Genomic DNA, 15,257 nt, shown 5'->3' with positions numbered 1-15,257 from the left:
TCATACATATGGCGCATATCGCGCATCGGCGAGACGTTTACCGGTAGGGGCGACGTGGTCGCTGACGAAGCGATATCGAAGCATCCGCCGGCTCGTCACGGCGCCAACGTCAAGGTCGACCGACCCTAGACCGGGCCCGTGCGGGTGGACTATGTGTTGAGGGTGCGACAAGTGAGGGCCTCGAATGGCTGAATCAATGCGCACGGCGCAACAGGTTCAACGCCAAGCGGCGGCCGCGCAGCGCGAGCAGGCTGACCTGCGCCGCGTCCTAAGCGACGGGCCGAACGGTGGTCGCTGATCACCGCGCCGATGCGTTCGACGAGCTTGAACGCCGAGCAGCCGAACTCGACGAACGCGAGAAGGCGCTGCAACGACGCGAGGCTGGACTGGCAAGACGCGAATGGCTCGCTTCCGAGCGGGATCGGATAGCGGCGGAGCGGGACCGGCTCGCCAACGATCGCGAGTTGTCCGCCGACGAGCGAGAAAGATGCGCAGACCAACGCGAGGGAACCGCCGCCGACCGGGAACGTGAGCGCTTGCAGCGTGCCGCCGACCGAGAGAAGCGGCTGCGAGCCCATGCCGCTCGGGAACAGGCCGAGATCAGGCGTCAAATGGACGAGTCCGAACGAGAACGATGCGCTCAAATCGACTCGGACGAATAACCGACGTGACGCGGTCGAGTAAAGCCCGGCCGCCAAACTCGGTCAGGACGGCGGGTTTCCTGCTCGCCGAGCTGGCTTCGGCCAGCAGATTCGCCGCCGTCGGCCGCGCGGCGCCGGAATCAGTCGACACGGCAATGTGATGGATGTGGTCGATGAGAACAACGGTGACAGTCCGGCCGCGCCCGACCGGTTAACCAGTCGGTGGACCGACCAGGGCGCGGTCCAATGAGTGAGCACGCAGTTGCGGCGACAATCGCACGCATTCGCCGCATTGCCCCATTTCTACTGGTCACACCTCTTTCTGGCGATAACCTTGTGATTAAGTAGCGGTTTGCTGAGTACGCATTGAGCCTTTCTGTTTCAATTCCTAGATAAATGCGTGACAAACCTGCTGTATATGCAGGTCAGACGATTATCTGGTTAATCGTGATAACCACCACATTATTTGGTTTCCTATGCATATTGTCGGTAGTGTCCCTGGCCATGATTGCTTTGGCAACGCTGTTGACGCTTATCAACCAGGTTTCGGGAACCCCCTATATTCCGGGTGGCGATTCGCCGGCCGGCACCGACTGTTCGGGGTTGGCTTCGTGGGTGTCGAATGCGGCTACGGACCGGCCTGTTTTCGGCGATCGCTTCAACACCGGCAATGAGGAAGCCGCTTTGGCGGCCCGGGGCTTTCAACAGGGCACTGCTCCCAACGCCTTGGTGATCGGGTGGAATGGCGGTCACACGGCCGTCACCTTGCCTGACGGCACCCCGGTCGCCAGCGGTGAAGGTGGCGGGGTACGTATCGGTGGTGGTGGTGCCTACCAGGCTCAATTCACCCATCACATGTACCTGCCGCTGGATGCCGACGCGGTCGCGGCGGACGCGCCTCCGCCGGATGCGCCCGCTGTTTTGGTCGATGCCGTGGACCCGGGCGACGCGCCGGCCCCGGCGCCCGACGATCCGGGTCCGATAGGCGATCCGGAAATGGTGAATACATAACTAATCGGTTGCTGTGTGACGCGGGCAACAGCAATTCTGCGACCTGGGTCACATATGTCATGCCGCGCAAATAAACGCAGCCACGCCCTATCGCAATTGTGCGCCCAATCACAATGCGGTTTGGGGGCGTGGTTGCGCCATTCTGTGAGGCACGAATTTGTCACGGCCGCCGGGCTGCCGAATTCGATTTTGGTGGAGGCGGGGGATCCGTTCACGCTGAGGTTTAGGCTCGATTCGACGGTCGATGCTTCATACCATTGCCGCGACGGAAGGAGCTTTGCCGGTGACATCCCAGGCCGCCGAGCCCGGCACCGCCTTGGGCCGGATCATCGCCGCCACCCAGGAGGCGGTAACCGCCGACCGGGCAAACGGGCGGGTGGTAATCCAGGCTTCGGCCACCGCGCACGACGCGGTGGCCAGCACGGTACGCCTCGGCCAATATCGGGTCGAAGTCGACGAGCCGCCACCCCTCGGGGGCGAGAGCAAGGCCCCCAATCCCGTTGAGTACTACCTGGCCTCGCTGCTCTCCTGCCAAATCGTCACCTGGCGCTTCTGGGCGGAAAAGCTTGGGATCGCGGTCGACGACATCACCGCGCATGCCGAAGGTGATCTCGACGTGCAGGGCTTCTTCGGATTCGACGACAACGTCCGCTCCGGCTTCCGGGAGGTCCGCGTGGTGATCAGCGTGACCGGGCCCGAAACGCCGGAACGCTATCGCGAGCTGCAGCAGGCAGTCGACCAGCACTGCCCGGTGCTGGATCTGACTCGAAATGCGACGCCGGTAACCACTCGAGTGCAGCTCAGCTGAGCAGGGTCTGCTGGGTATTCTGGCCCTGCTTGCCAGGCATCAGGCCGGTTGCAGAAGTGGGGAGCGGCAATGATCTTCATCGTCGTCAAGTTCGAAACCAAGCCCGAGTGGACCGAGCGCTGGCCGGAGCTGGTGGCGCCGTTCACCGCGGCCACCCGCGCCGAAGCGGGCAACCTGTGGTTCGAGTGGTCGCGCAGCCTGGACAATCCGGCCGAATACGTTCTGGTCGAAGCCTTCCGTGACGGTGACGCCGGCGCGGCCCACGTCAACAGTGATCACTTCAAGCAGGCCATGCAGCAGCTGCCGCAGGCGTTGGCGTCCACGCCCAAGATCATCAGCCAGACCATCGACGCCACCGGATGGTCGGTCATGGGGGAGATGTCGGTCGGCTAGCCGACGATCACGGCGATCTCGTTGCCCAGCCGGTAACCCGGCGCCAGCGGTAGCGTGTCGCCGCTCCAGAACTTGCCCGGGTCGAACCAGTTCGCGTCCTTGTCGGTGGCGAGCAACCCCATCTCCTCATAGGTGATGGCCACGGTCTCGGCGCAGTACGCCGTCTCCAGCCCCAGTGCCCGCCGGGTTGCCTTGCGTCGTCGGGTCTGTTCGCGGACCTTGTTGTCCACTACGGGTATTCCCCGGATCCAGTCGTTGAGGGTGGGAAGCCGGCCACGCAGCCAGCGGCCGGTCAGCCGAGCGGTGGTCGGAAACGCGGTGCCGTCCATCCGCGCGATCACCCGCAGTAGTTGGTTTTCCTGTTCCCGGTTGGCATACGGGGTCAGCTGACGCAGCCAGCACCGCTGCTGGTAGCGCCCCGTCCATTGCTCCACGACCCCGCGGGCGTCGTTGAGCTGCACCCCCCGATGGTGGGTGCCGGTCCACACGTCGACGAGCTTGTCGCCCAGTTCGGCATGCCAGATCAGCGGCGGCAAGTCGTCGATGGCCACCGTCATACCGACGTGGTTCACCGGGCTGTTGGTCAACGTCTGGATGGCGCGGTCCGGCCCGGACCGTCCCCGAAACAACCACAGATCGCCGGTCCGGGTTTCGTTCAGCGCCTGGTCCAACGTGAGCGTGCTGGATTCCACCCCAGCACCATAGGCAGACATAGGCTGTCGTCATGCGCAGCATCTGGAAGTGGCTAGGCCTGGCCGGTGTCGCCGGCGTCGTCGCCGGAGGGGCGCTGGTGGTGCGCGACGAACGCAAGCGTCGCGCCTACACCGCCGACGAGGTCCGGTCCCGGCTGCACCAGAGGCTGGCCGAATCCGGCGCAGACGGCCTTCAGTCCCCGTCGGACACGGGCGGGGACGCCACCGCGAACAACCGGTAGCTGCCGGAGAAGCCCTTCAATTCGACGTCGCGGCCCTCATCGAAACCGATGTCGTCGCAATCGCCGACGGCGTCGCGAACCGGTTGGCTCACCAGGATCTCGCCGCCGGTGGCCTGCCCGGCAACCCGGGCCGCCATGGCGACGTTGCGACCGAACAGGTCGTCGCCGCGGCGTACCGAGCGGCCCATGTGGATGCCGATTCTGACCTTGATTACGTTGCGGCGCTTACGCTTTGCTTCCCTGTGCAGCGCATCCTGGATGTCGATGGCGCACCGTAGAGCCTGTTCGGCCCGGGCGAAGGCGACCATGAATCCGTCGCCTTGACTCTTCACCACGTGGCCGGACCGGCGTTCGACGAGCTCGTGAATCATCTTGTCATGTGCGGCAATGAGTTTGACCCAGGCTCGATCACCGATTCGCTCGTTGAGCGCGGTGGATTCCTCGATGTCGGAGAACAGGATCACCACGCGACCGTCCGGCGTGACTCGCGCCAGGTCCGGTCGCTCGACTTCGGCCCAGTCCGCCAGGTCCTCGATCGAGCTGCGTACGGCAGCGCCGAAGCCCTCCTTGCGCACCAGGTTTGCGGTCTGCCATACCGTCTTGACGGCCTCGCGGCCACCGGACAACAACCAGTTGCGGGCATCGGCGCGGCGTCGCAGCTCCTCGACCTCCTGACGACTGCGGCTCAGCAACCGCCACAGCACGACCAGCCCGACGGCTTCCGCCACCGCGATCCCGGCCAGCACATAGACCGCGATGTGCAGCGCAGCACCGGAGCCCAACACCCGGTCCATTCTTCCCGGGCCCGGTTGAGTCGATCTTGTCGGGCCAGGGGGCAATGTCTAGGGTTGAGGTCGGCCACCACGGGGAAGTAGCTGTCAAGCCGTTGGGTGACTTTCGCAGATGACGTCCTGGAGGTGGGCATTGGCCGGTAGCGCATCTAGCGCTTCAGACGTGTTGGTGATCTTCGGAATTACCGGTGATCTGGCCCGTAAGATGACTTTCCGCGCGCTGTACCGGTTGGAACGTCGGGGGTTGCTGGACTGTCCGATCGTGGGTGTGGCCAGTGACGATATCCCGGTGGACAAGCTGGTCGAGCGGGCCCGGGAGGCCATTGGTCAGTCGGGGGAGAAGTTCGACGACAAGGTGTTCGGCCGGTTGGCCAGCCGGTTGTCCTATCTATCGGGCGACGTGACCGACAGCGCCTTGTACACCTCGCTGGCCAAGCAAATAGGTTCCGGACATCGCCCCCTGTACTACCTGGAAATGCCGCCTGCGTTGTTCGCCCCGATCGTCGAGAATCTGGCAGCGGCCGACCTGGTTCGGGGCGCACGCGTCGCGGTGGAAAAGCCCTTCGGCCACGACCTGGCCTCGGCGCGCGAACTCAACTCCAGGCTGCGCGCGGTGCTCGACGAAGAGCAGATCCTGCGCGTCGACCACTTCCTGGGCAAACAGCCCGTCGTCGAGCTGCAGTACCTGCGATTCGCCAATCGCGGCCTGGCCGAGTTGTGGGATTCCAAGAGCATTTCCGAGATCCACGTCACCATGGCGGAGAATTTCGGCGTCGAGGACCGCGGCTCCTTCTACGACGCGGTGGGGGCCCTGCGTGACGTCGTGCAGAACCATCTGCTGCAGGTGCTGGCGCTGGTGACGATGGAGCCGCCGGTCGGCGCCAGCGCCGACGATCTCAACGACAAGAAGGCCGAGGTGTTTCGCGCGATGCCGGCGCTGGAGCCGGCGCGTTACGTGCGTGGCCAGTATCGGGGCTACGGCGATGTTGCCGGGGTGGCGCAGAATTCGCAGACCGAGACCTACGTCGCGCTGCGGACCGAGATCGACAACTGGCGCTGGGCGGGCGTACCGATATTCCTGAGGGCCGGAAAAGCATTGCCGGAGAAGGTGACCGAGGTCCGGATGTTTCTGCACCACGTTCCCGGGTTGGCGTTTCTGCCCAACCGCCGGCCGCCCGAACCCAACCAGATCGTGCTGCGCATCGATCCCGACCCCGGGATGCGGCTACAGATTTCGGCCCACACCCACAATGCGTGGCAAGACATCCACCTGGACTCCTCGTTCGCCGAAGACCTTGGTGAGCCGATCCGTCCCTATGAGCGACTGCTGCACGCCGGATTGCAGGGTGATCGCCAGCTTTTCGCCCGCGAAGACAGCATCGAGGAGACCTGGCGGATCGTGCAGCCGGTGCTCGACAACCCGGGCGATGTCCACCAATACGACCGCGGTTCCTGGGGACCCGAGGCCGCGCAGACGCTGCTGCGTGGTCACCGCGGTTGGCAACAGCCGTGGCTGCCTCGCGGCGCAAAAACAGGACAGTAAGGGAGACGAAATCATATGCAGCTAGGGATGATCGGTCTGGGCCGGATGGGCGCCAACATCGTCCGCCGAGTGGTCAAAGGTGGACACGAATGCGTGGTGTACGACCACAACTCCGACGCCGTCAAGGCGATGGCGGGGGAGGACAACACCACTGGGGTGTCGTCCCTGCGGGAGCTGCGTGACAAGCTCTCCGCGCCGCGAGTCGTGTGGGTGATGGTGCCCGCGGGCACCATCACCACCGGGGTCATCGAGGAGCTGGCCGAGACCCTGGAGCCCGGAGACATCGTGATCGACGGCGGCAACACCTACTACCGCGACGACATCACCCATGCAAAGCTGCTGTCCAGCAAGGAAATTCACTTGCTGGACACCGGCACCAGCGGCGGCGTGTGGGGCCTGGAGCGTGGCTATTGCCTGATGATCGGCGGGGATGCCGGCGCATTTGCCCACGCCGAGCCGATCTTTGCCACCGTCGCGCCGGGGGTGGAGGCGGCGCCGCGCACGCCCGGCCGCGACGGCGAGGTCGCGCAGTCCGAGAAGGGCTACTTCCATTGCGGGCCGTCGGGGGCCGGACACTTCGTCAAGATGGTGCACAACGGCATCGAGTACGGCATGATGGCCTCCCTGGCCGAGGGGCTGAACATTCTGCGCAATGCCGACATCGGCACCCGGGTGCAGCAAGGTGACGCCGAGACCGCGCCGCTGTCCAACCCGGAGTACTACCAGTACGACATCGACATCCCCGAGATCGCCGAACTGTGGCGCCGCGGCAGTGTGATCGGCTCGTGGCTGCTGGATCTGACCGCGATCGCACTGCACGAATCGCCTGAGCTGCAGGAGTTTTCGGGGCGGGTCTCCGATTCCGGCGAGGGCCGGTGGACCTCAATCGCGGCGATCGACGAGGGCGTGCCCGCGCCGGTGCTCACCACCGCGCTGCAGTCCCGGTTCGCCTCGCGCGATCTCGACGACTTCGCCAACAAGGCGCTGTCGGCCATGCGGAAGCAGTTCGGCGGCCACGCCGAGAAACCGGCCAACTAACCGGCGGCAACCGTCCGTCTGACGAAGTCCACCACCACATCGCTGAAGGCGTCGTTGTCGTCGCCCGCGGCGGTGTGTCCGGCGTTGGACAGCTCGACGAACTCCGCGCGCGGCACTTTGGTCAGAAAGTCCTGGACCGCTTCCGGGCTCACCACGTCGGAGAGTTTGCCGCGGATCAACAGAATGGGGATCTTCAGGTTCACCGCGGCCCGCTCGAAGTTCTCGGTGCGCAGGTCCGGGTCATCCAGGGGGGCGGTCATCATCGCCGGATCCCAGTGCCAGTACCACCTTCCGCCGCGCTGCCGCAGATTCTTCTTCAACCCCTCGGGACTGCGCGGCTTGGTGCGGTGCGGCAGATAGGCCGCGACCGCATCGGCGGCTTCCTCGAGCGAAGCGAAACCGTCAAGGTTGGTGCGCATGAAATCCCGGATGCGGGCGCTGCCGTCTTTCTCGTACCGGGGTACCACGTCGACCAGCACCAATCCCGTCACCCGGTCGGGGCCTGCGGCGTCGGCGACCAGGATGCCGGTCAGCCCGCCCATGCTGGCCCCGATCACCACCACATGACGACCGATCGCATCCATGACCTGCAACACGTCCTCGGTGAGGGTCTCGACGGCGTAATCCGCGGCCGGCGCTCGATCGCTGTCCCCATGTCCACGGGTGTCCAGCGCGACGACGTGAAACCCCTCGTCGGCAAGGATCTGACCGGTTTTCTTCCAGGAGAACCGGTTTTGGCCGCCGCCGTGCAACATCAAGATGCTCGGCCGGTCAGCCGCCTCGGCGCCGCGGTTCCATTCGTCGGCGACCAGCGTGATTCCCCCGGCGCCGGGAAACTCGACGGTGCGGGGGCTGCTCACGGTGCTCACGCATTCCGACGTTACCTAGTTCGTTTAAGCACCTTCATCCAGGGTGGCGACGTGGGCCATGGGTCAGGTTCGCCGCGGCGACCGCCGGCACCCGGCCTCACAGCAACTTCACGGCTGACACCCACCCGTCCGCAATGGCGCATATGTCATCCTAGGTTGACAAATATTGAGCGGCCTTGCCGGCCAGGGCGACCTGGCGCGGACCAAAGGAGTTCTTATTCTTACGCTTTCACCTCGGCGCCAGGCATCCCGACCGGCCGCCCGCGTGTCGTCGTTCACGCCGCGGGTGTGGCTGGGACCGATCATCGTCGCCGTCGCGCTGATGTACGGGTTGGGTCTGTTCTATGTCGGCGGCACCCTTAACCCCGGCGCCAACCTGCGACACTTTCCGATCGCGATCGTCAACCAGGACACCGGGGTGACGGGCCGACTCATCGCCGACGGGCTGGCGGCCAATATGGACAAGAACCGGTTCGACGTCCGGGTGCTCCCGGCCGATCAAGCGCGCGACCAACTCGAGACCGGGAAGGTCTACGCGCAGGTCTTGCTGCCCTGGGACCTGTCCCAGCGACTGTTCGCGTTGCCGGAGGCGACGTTGCAGCCGGGACAACCGCTCAAGCCGGTCATCACCATCTCGACCGGTCCGCGGGCCGGCGCCGTCGCCGCCGTCATCGCCGAGAAGGCGATGCGCAAGGCATTGGCGGTCGTCAACGCCAGGGCCGGCACCATGCTCACCGCGCAACTACGACGGCACAGCGACGGCGCACCGGTGCCGGGAGGGGCCCTGATGGTGCTGGCCAGCCCGATCGACATCGACACCACCGGGGCCGAGCCTGCCGACGGCGGGAGCGGACTGTACTACTCGTTGCTGCTGGTGATCGGCGGCGTTACGGCCGCGATCGTGGTGCGCCCGACCGCCGCGGCGTTGCTGCGTTCGGCGCCGGCAAAGTATGGGCGATGGCGGCGGTTGGCCGACCGAATCAGGGTCTCCCGGCTGCAGGCGTTGCTCGTGGAGTGGACGCTACTGTCGCTGCTGGCCGTGCCGACATCGGCGGTCTGCCTCTGGATCGCGGTCGCGCTGGGTATGCCGGCGCCGCAGCTGCTGGCGGTGTGGTTGTTCGGTGCCTTCATTGTCGCCACGGTTGGCGCCATGTCCACCTCGCTGATCGCGACCCTGGGCACCTGGGGCGCGTTGCTCAGCGTGTTCGTGTTCATCTTCCTGGGGATTCCGTCGGCTGGTGCCACCATCCCGTTGGAGGCCTCGCCGCGGTTCGTGGCCTGGCTCGCCGAATTCGAACCGGTGCGCCAGGCATTTCTGGGCTGTCGGTCCTTGCTCTATTCGGACGGCGCCGGCGGCGCCGAGCTGATCCGAGCGGTCACGGTGTGCGCGCTCGGCCTGAGCATCGCTTTGTCGGCCGGTGCCTTGGTCACCTACATCCGCGACCGCGACGGGCTGCTCCGCATCGAAGCTTCTGCCACCCGCTGACGCCAAGGCCGCCATTCGGGCCATGGGGGAGCCCACAGCACCAGCAGCGAGCGGCGCGTAGTCACGCTGGGCGTGTGGTTCTGAACAATGTGCGGTGAGTTTTCGACGTCGCCGGGGTCTATCACAGCGACGACGCCCCGACGACACGGAGACTGCCATGCCATCGATCACGCCCGCACTCTGGTTCGACCACAATCTGGAAGAGGCGGCCCAGTTCTACACCTCGGTGTTCCCGAACTCGCACGTCGAGAATTTCAACCGCTACACCGAGGCCGGCCCGGGTGAACCGGGCGCGGTGGTATCGGGCACCTTCGTCCTGGACGGGGTGCGGTTCGTCGGCATCAACGGCGGCCCGGAATTCCGCTTCACCGAGGCGGTGTCCTTCATGGTCGACTGCAAGGACCAGGACGAGGTCGACTACTACTGGGACCGGCTGACCCGGGGCGGCGAGGAATCGCAGTGCGGCTGGTGCAAAGACCGCTTCGGGCTGAGCTGGCAGATCGTCCCGGCCCGGCTGCACGAGTTGCTCACCGACCCCGATCCTGCCGTGACGACCGCGGCGACCACCGCGATGCTCGGCATGCGCAAGATCGTCATCGCCGAATTGGAGAGGGCCGCAGCGCAAGTGTGAGCTCACTCGGTGAGCCGGGCGATCCATTCGATCGCCGTATCGATGATCGGCGCGACGTCGCCGGGCTTCTCGCAGTCGGCGATCATCAACGACGACTCGGCCATCGTCGCCATCAGAAGGCGGCTCAGCAGTTGGCCACGCGGCGACGTGTCCGGCGGCAGCACGACCAGCCAGCGGCGGAAGGCGGCCGACATCCGGTCGCGGCGGACGGTCTCGAACCCGGCGGGCGTGTCACCGGACGACAGCACCCTGGCCCGGCATCGGTTGTCCCACATCGCCTCCAGGTAAGCCCGTACGTGAAGTTGCAGTGCGTGTCGCGGGTCGGCGCCGTCCGGGCCGGACCGGGAGGCGTGCTGCATCGCCGCCTCGATACGGCGTTCCACGTCGTCGGCCACCTGCTCGAAGATCGACAGAAACAGTTCGCTCTTGCCGCCGAAGTGGTGGTAGATGCTGCCGATGCTGGCGCCTGACCTGGCCACCACGTCGGCCATCGTCGCCGCGGTGAAGCCCCTGGCCGCGAAAACCTCGGTTGCCGCATCCAGGATCCGCCGTTGCGTGGCGCCCGTTTTGGCCCATCGGCGGACGGTGTCCGCGTTGGTCACTGAACCCGCCCGCATGTCAGCCGACCATCTCCGGCAGCATCCGCAGCGAGCGGGACTCCAGCCGGGACGGGCCACCGGTCATGTCCCAGGATCCCGCCGCGACCAACATCGACTCCGCCCCGGGACCGGTATACATCCGGCCCGATTTGACTTCTGGGGATAGCGAGGCCAACAGCATCGTTGCTTGGTCCTCCCGTTGACGGCTCTGAAATTCAGGGTGCCGCGACGGCGGCGCGACGTCTGTCGGCCGAGCGGCCACTCCGGGGATGAATGCGGTGTCCCCCGATCGAAGGTCTTTTTGTCCCCCATGCATCCCGGTTACGTTGGATCATGCGCGGGCCGCAGGTGGCGACAGGAGTCAACATGAGGAACCAAGCTGCCCTGCCGGGCGCGACGCCCGGCATGATTGGCAACGCCGCGACCGACCACGCCAACGCCGACCAGGAAGCCAGTCATGTCTGAACCCCACTGGATCGACGTCCCGGGAGCCGACGCCGATCTCAAGGCCCTGACCTGGGGTCCGGCCGACGCCCCGATCGCCCTGTGCCTGCATGGCTTTCCCGACACCCCGTACGGCTGGCGCAAGGTCGCTCCTCGGCTGGCGAAATCGGGATGGCGGGTCGTCGCACCCTTCATGCGGGGCTATGCGCCGTCGTCGATCCCGGCCGACGGCTGTTATCACGTCGGCGCGCTGATGCACGACGCCCTGCGGGTGCGCGCGGCCGCCGGCGGGACCGACGACGACGTGGTGATCGGGCACGACTGGGGCGCGATCACCGCCACCGGTCTGGCCGCGATGCCCGACAGCCCGTTCGCCCGGGCCGTCATCATGTCGGTGCCGCCCGCGGCGGCATTCCGCCCGCTGGGCCGGGTGCCCGACCGCGGGCGGCTGGCCCGCGAGCTACCGCATCAGCTGTTGCGCAGCTGGTACATCGTCTACTTCCAGTTGCCCTGGCTGCCCGAGCGGTCCGCCGCGTGGCTACCGCCGCTGTTGTGGCGCCGGTGGTCGCCGGGTTATTACGCCGAGGAGGACCTGCGCCACGTCGACGCCGCGATCGGCACACCGGAGAGCTGGCACGCGGCGCTGGGCCCTTACCGGGCCACCATCCGCAACACCCGGCCGCCGGCCGGCTACGCCGAGTTGAACCGATGGTGGACCGAGCCGCCACGGTTGCCGAGCCTGTATCTGCATGGTCGCGACGACGGTTGTGCCACACCGGCTTTCACGCATTGGACGGAGAAGGTGCTGCCCGCCGGCAGCGACGTGGCGATCGTCGACCACGCCGGGCATTTCCTGCAGCTGGAACAGCCGGAGAAGGTGGCCGAGCTGATCCTGACGTTCGTCGGCACACCCGGCTGAGGCTGTGGCGGCACACCGGATGGCGGCCGTCGACGCGCAGTTCTACTGGATGTCGGCCAAGATTCCCAATGACCAGTTCCTGTTGTACGCCTTCGACAGAGACGCCGTGGCTGCCGAGCGGGCCATCGCGCAGCTCCTGGACCGGGCCCGCGCCTGTCCGGAGCTGCGGATGCGGGTCCACGACCGGTCTGCCCTGAGTTATCCGCGGTGGGTTGCCGCGGGTGTCGAGCGCGAGCAGGTGGTCCGCCACGGGCCGACCGACGGCAGCTGGCACGGCTGTCTGGCGGCGGTCGCCGCGCTGGCCGACGAGCAGCTCGATATTCGCCGGATGCCGTGGCGGGTCCACGTATTCACCCCGGTGACCGGGATTCCGGGGGTCGGCGGCGCGGGCACCGTCGCGGTCGTCCAAGTCGCGCATGCGCTCGGCGACGGCGCGCGCGCCTCGGCGATGGCGGCCTGGCTGTTCGGGCGGGCGGCTCCGGTGGCGCCGGTCACCGGGCCCCCGCGGGGTGTCCTGCCCTGGCGGGCCGCCGCAGCGGCCCGCATGCACCGCCGCCTGGTCCGCGACACCAGGGCCGCGCGGTTGGCGCCGGGTGCCGGTTCGCGGCCGCTGCTGCCCACCAACGCCCGGCCAGAGGGTGTGCGAGCGGTGCGCACCCTGGTGCGGCAGCGCTCGCAATTGCCCGGTCCCACGGTGACTGTCGCGGTGCTGGCCGCCGTGTCCACGGCGCTGTACAGGCTGCTCGGCGGGTCGGCCGAATCGCTGGCAGCAGAAGTGCCGATGGCCAAACCGGGTGTGCCGCAAGCGCATAACCATTTCGGCAACGTCGCCATCGGCCTGTATCCGGCGCTCGGTCACACCGAGCGGATTGGGCGGATTGCCGCCGACCTGGCCAATGCCCGTCGCCGCATGCAACATCCCGCCGGGCGGGCGGCCGACCTGGCCTTCGCTACCATTCCGGCAGCGCTACTACGTTGGGGAGTAAGCAAATTCGATGCTGACGCCCGGCCGGCGCAAGTGGCCGGCAACACCGTGGTGTCCAGTGTGCACCGCGGAGCCGCCGATCTTCATTTCGGTGCCGCGCCGGTGGTGCTGACGGCTGGCTATCCGGCACTGTCACCGGCGATGGGGCTGACTCACGGGGTGCACGGCATCGGCGACACGATAGCGATCAGTGTCCATGCGGCCGCGTCGGCGATACCCGACATCGATGCCTATGTGGAATTGCTCGACGCGGCGCTGCGATGAATACTATTGGGCATCACCAGATCTGGCCGCTTCTTCGCGAGTCAGGCCCACGGCCAGGATCAGCTCCTCATGCAGTTCGAACCAGACAGTGTGATAGGAGTCGATGAGCGGCCGGCTGAGCCAGCCGATATCGCCGGACCTGACCTTGTCAAGTGCGGCAGTGAGTTTCGCCGAGTAGGCGCGCAGCCGCGGCAGCTGTGCCGCTGCCGCCGCGATGATGGGTAGTACGCGCCGGTGCACATCGTCGAGACGGGCCAATACCGCAGCGTCATAACCGGCGTCGTCGTGAACATTGGGTTGGCCGCCCTTGAGTTGCCAATCCGTGACCACCACTTTGAAATCGGCATTGACGCTACGAAACTCGTTGTAGGCGGCGGCCATTGCCGCCGGGTCGACCTCCTTGCGTTCCTCGGCGAGCAATGCATTGAGCCGGGTGCGGCCTTCGGGGCTGATCCGCAACGTGGCGCCGGCGACCAACAGACTCGATGCGGTGAGCTGATCGACGATTTCGGCGATGACGCGGTGATCTTCACCCAGCGTGGTAGCCAGGTCGGCTAAACTCACCCGGCCCTTCAGGCGGACGGCCTGTAATACCTTGACGTGCATTCCGGATGCTGTGGGGTTGACTTGGCTTGCGGTTTCGTCGTGCATGTCACCGGGTTTCGTCGTTGTCAGGGTTACCTCAGCTCCGCGGGTCTGTTTGCGGACTGCGGTGATTCGCTTAACCTCGCATCGTTTTCGCAGGCCGGCAAGAATGCGAACAACACCTGTCCGCCAAAATACAAAATCCAGTTCGCGGCATACAGGTCGAATATCGGAATATTTCGATCCTGCCCCGGTGCCAGCCACGTGCTGAACAGGTACAAGTCTGATAGCGGGAGAAGCAGCCCGCCGATCAGTACGGGCAACGCTCGCAGGCTGAGTCGGTTCGCCCAGAAATACCAAATACTGAAGCCGATCATCAGGGTATAGATGACGAGGTTGAAAAGGAAGCTCCCAACCTCGAGGAACTGATGACCGGCAACTGGCTCCCGCACGTACGAGATCCAGCCCACAGTGTTGGCCACCGCAATGATCATCACGACGAACCAGCGCATGGGGTAACCGATTCCGCCACGTTGCGCGAGCCTGGGCTGGGAAAAACGGTAGAGGACGTAAACGTACAAGATGTAGCCGGCGCCGAACAGAATGATCGCGACGGACAGCTTTTGGCTGATGGGTTCGATGCCGGATATGGCGCTATTGACCACGTCTCCCACGGCGCACATTGCCATCCCCGCGATCAGGATGCGCGTATACCGTGCCACCTGCTGGGAAAGCTGCTGCTGATAAGCCAGGCGTACGGCGATGACAAAGAGCATCAGAGCCACATGCCACATGCGATAGATCGTCGTAGGTGGCCGGGAGATATTACCTATCCAGAGCACCTCTGTTGTGACGCTGAGGGCGAGCAGGCTGAAAAGTATCGTGGCGTAGGGGAATCTCATGGGCGCCAATTCTTGAGGCGGGTTCGGAAGTGCGCGATGGCCCACGGCCATCGTCGAGTCTGAGCAGTGCCGAGAATCCTCACAGTGGCCCGACTGTATAGCACCGGACCCGATCGGAAATCGAGAGGGGAAATGACCAGCGTCCGGTGGCTATGCGCAGCCGACTGGTTTGACCGCAGCTGCCGTCGGGCATGCCTGCTCACGCTCTCAGGTCGGTGACGCGGGCCCAAACTTCGGGGGTGTCGTGCGTCGACGCCGCTCGAATCGGTGCGCGCTATGACTGCGAGTGTTGGTGTGGGGTTGTGTAGATCTAGGTGGTCCCCGAATCATAAAAAAAAAAAGTGCCGGTCATGCCGGCGAGCTTGTCGAAGAGCCGGCAGTAGATCTGCAGCGAGATGGTGGCCAGCGTCTGGT

Annotated in this window: 18 protein-coding genes and 1 pseudogene; 11 read left to right on the top strand and 8 right to left on the bottom strand. The window is 65.7% G+C overall.

Annotated features, from left to right (window positions below; translation table 11 throughout):
- Nucleotides 1–287: 287 nt before the first annotated feature.
- From BST40_RS33635 to BST40_RS13915, 4 genes are all read left to right on the top strand, one after another.
- Nucleotides 288–662, top strand: coding sequence for a hypothetical protein (locus tag BST40_RS33635; protein ID WP_075545724.1), 375 nt, complete (start codon nt 288–290; stop codon nt 660–662).
- A gap of 426 nt (nt 663–1,088) precedes the next feature.
- Nucleotides 1,089–1,652, top strand: coding sequence for a glycoside hydrolase (locus tag BST40_RS13925; RefSeq protein WP_075545723.1), 564 nt, complete (start codon nt 1,089–1,091; stop codon nt 1,650–1,652).
- A 316-nt stretch (nt 1,653–1,968) separates the two neighbouring features.
- The gene (locus tag BST40_RS13920; protein ID WP_371687256.1) at nt 1,969–2,460 is read left to right on the top strand and encodes an OsmC family protein; all 492 of its coding nucleotides are present in this window, start codon (nt 1,969–1,971) and stop codon (nt 2,458–2,460) included.
- A 69-nt stretch (nt 2,461–2,529) separates the two neighbouring features.
- Nucleotides 2,530–2,853, top strand: coding sequence for a putative quinol monooxygenase (locus BST40_RS13915; protein WP_075545722.1), 324 nt, complete (start codon nt 2,530–2,532; stop codon nt 2,851–2,853).
- Here the strand turns inward: BST40_RS13915 and BST40_RS13910 are convergent.
- Entirely contained in the window at nt 2,850–3,545 is a 696-nt protein-coding gene (locus tag BST40_RS13910) for a guanylate cyclase (protein WP_075545721.1), read from the bottom strand. The two genes, BST40_RS13915 and BST40_RS13910, sit on opposite strands and share 4 nt — an antisense overlap.
- 32 nt (nt 3,546–3,577) lie before the next feature.
- Between BST40_RS13910 and BST40_RS13905 the strand changes: the two genes are divergently transcribed.
- Complete coding sequence (locus BST40_RS13905) at nt 3,578–3,787, top strand: hypothetical protein (RefSeq protein ID WP_075545720.1); 210 nt, start codon at nt 3,578–3,580, stop codon at nt 3,785–3,787.
- Here the strand turns inward: BST40_RS13905 and BST40_RS13900 are convergent.
- On the bottom strand, nt 3,739–4,572 hold the full coding sequence (locus BST40_RS13900; RefSeq protein WP_240316485.1) for an adenylate/guanylate cyclase domain-containing protein: 834 nt from the start codon (nt 4,570–4,572) through the stop codon (nt 3,739–3,741). The genes BST40_RS13905 and BST40_RS13900 overlap by 49 nt on opposite strands.
- A gap of 118 nt (nt 4,573–4,690) precedes the next feature.
- Here BST40_RS13900 and BST40_RS13895 point away from each other — a divergent pair, with 118 nt between their 5' ends.
- Together BST40_RS13895 and gnd are read left to right on the top strand one after the other, a co-directional pair.
- Entirely contained in the window at nt 4,691–6,121 is a 1,431-nt protein-coding gene (locus tag BST40_RS13895; protein WP_083154525.1) for a glucose-6-phosphate dehydrogenase, read from the top strand.
- Nucleotides 6,122–6,136: 15 nt separating this feature from the next.
- On the top strand, nt 6,137–7,159 hold the full coding sequence (gnd, locus tag BST40_RS13890; protein ID WP_075545717.1) for a phosphogluconate dehydrogenase (NAD(+)-dependent, decarboxylating): 1,023 nt from the start codon (nt 6,137–6,139) through the stop codon (nt 7,157–7,159).
- Here the strand turns inward: gnd and BST40_RS13885 are convergent.
- Complete coding sequence (locus tag BST40_RS13885) at nt 7,156–8,028, bottom strand: alpha/beta fold hydrolase (protein WP_083154524.1); 873 nt, start codon at nt 8,026–8,028, stop codon at nt 7,156–7,158. The genes gnd and BST40_RS13885 overlap by 4 nt on opposite strands.
- Before the next feature lie 265 nt (nt 8,029–8,293).
- Here BST40_RS13885 and BST40_RS13880 point away from each other — a divergent pair, with 265 nt between their 5' ends.
- Nucleotides 8,294–9,514: a YhgE/Pip domain-containing protein gene (locus BST40_RS13880; RefSeq protein ID WP_083154522.1), complete on the top strand. Its 1,221-nt coding sequence runs from the start codon at nt 8,294–8,296 to the stop codon at nt 9,512–9,514.
- Nucleotides 9,515–9,671: 157 nt separating this feature from the next.
- On the top strand, nt 9,672–10,145 hold the full coding sequence (locus tag BST40_RS13875) for a VOC family protein (RefSeq protein ID WP_083154521.1): 474 nt from the start codon (nt 9,672–9,674) through the stop codon (nt 10,143–10,145).
- A 2-nt stretch (nt 10,146–10,147) separates the two neighbouring features.
- Here BST40_RS13875 and BST40_RS13870 read toward each other — a convergent pair whose 3' ends face one another.
- Both BST40_RS13870 and BST40_RS33260 read right to left on the bottom strand, forming a co-directional pair.
- Nucleotides 10,148–10,762, bottom strand: a complete 615-nt coding sequence (locus tag BST40_RS13870) for a TetR/AcrR family transcriptional regulator (protein ID WP_075545714.1) — start codon at nt 10,760–10,762, stop codon at nt 10,148–10,150.
- Between the two features lies 1 nt (nt 10,763).
- Entirely contained in the window at nt 10,764–10,925 is a 162-nt protein-coding gene (locus tag BST40_RS33260; RefSeq protein ID WP_099224760.1) for a PPE domain-containing protein, read from the bottom strand.
- Between the two features lie 276 nt (nt 10,926–11,201).
- On the opposite strand from BST40_RS33260, the gene BST40_RS13860 reads away from it, so the two are divergent.
- Both BST40_RS13860 and BST40_RS13855 read left to right on the top strand, forming a co-directional pair.
- Nucleotides 11,202–12,107 carry an alpha/beta fold hydrolase gene (locus BST40_RS13860; protein WP_075545713.1) on the top strand — a complete coding sequence of 302 codons (906 nt, stop codon included), beginning with the start codon at nt 11,202–11,204 and terminating at the stop codon, nt 12,105–12,107.
- Nucleotides 12,108–12,111: 4 nt separating this feature from the next.
- Complete coding sequence (locus BST40_RS13855) at nt 12,112–13,356, top strand: wax ester/triacylglycerol synthase domain-containing protein (RefSeq protein ID WP_083154519.1); 1,245 nt, start codon at nt 12,112–12,114, stop codon at nt 13,354–13,356.
- A gap of 3 nt (nt 13,357–13,359) precedes the next feature.
- On the opposite strand, the gene BST40_RS13850 is transcribed toward BST40_RS13855, so the two are convergent.
- The 3 genes and pseudogenes from BST40_RS13850 to BST40_RS33255 all read right to left on the bottom strand — a co-directional run.
- Complete coding sequence (locus BST40_RS13850; protein ID WP_075545788.1) at nt 13,360–13,962, bottom strand: hypothetical protein; 603 nt, start codon at nt 13,960–13,962, stop codon at nt 13,360–13,362.
- Between the two features lie 71 nt (nt 13,963–14,033).
- Nucleotides 14,034–14,843, bottom strand: a complete 810-nt coding sequence (locus tag BST40_RS13845; protein WP_083154517.1) for a lysoplasmalogenase family protein — start codon at nt 14,841–14,843, stop codon at nt 14,034–14,036.
- 340 nt (nt 14,844–15,183) lie between these two features.
- Nucleotides 15,184–15,257: pseudogene (locus BST40_RS33255) on the bottom strand (hypothetical protein); the annotation flags it as partial.

Origin of the sequence: Mycobacterium persicum, from assembly GCF_002086675.1 — a bacterium.
GTDB lineage: Bacteria > Actinomycetota > Actinomycetes > Mycobacteriales > Mycobacteriaceae > Mycobacterium > Mycobacterium persicum.
This window is presented reverse-complemented; position numbering and strand designations above follow the sequence as displayed.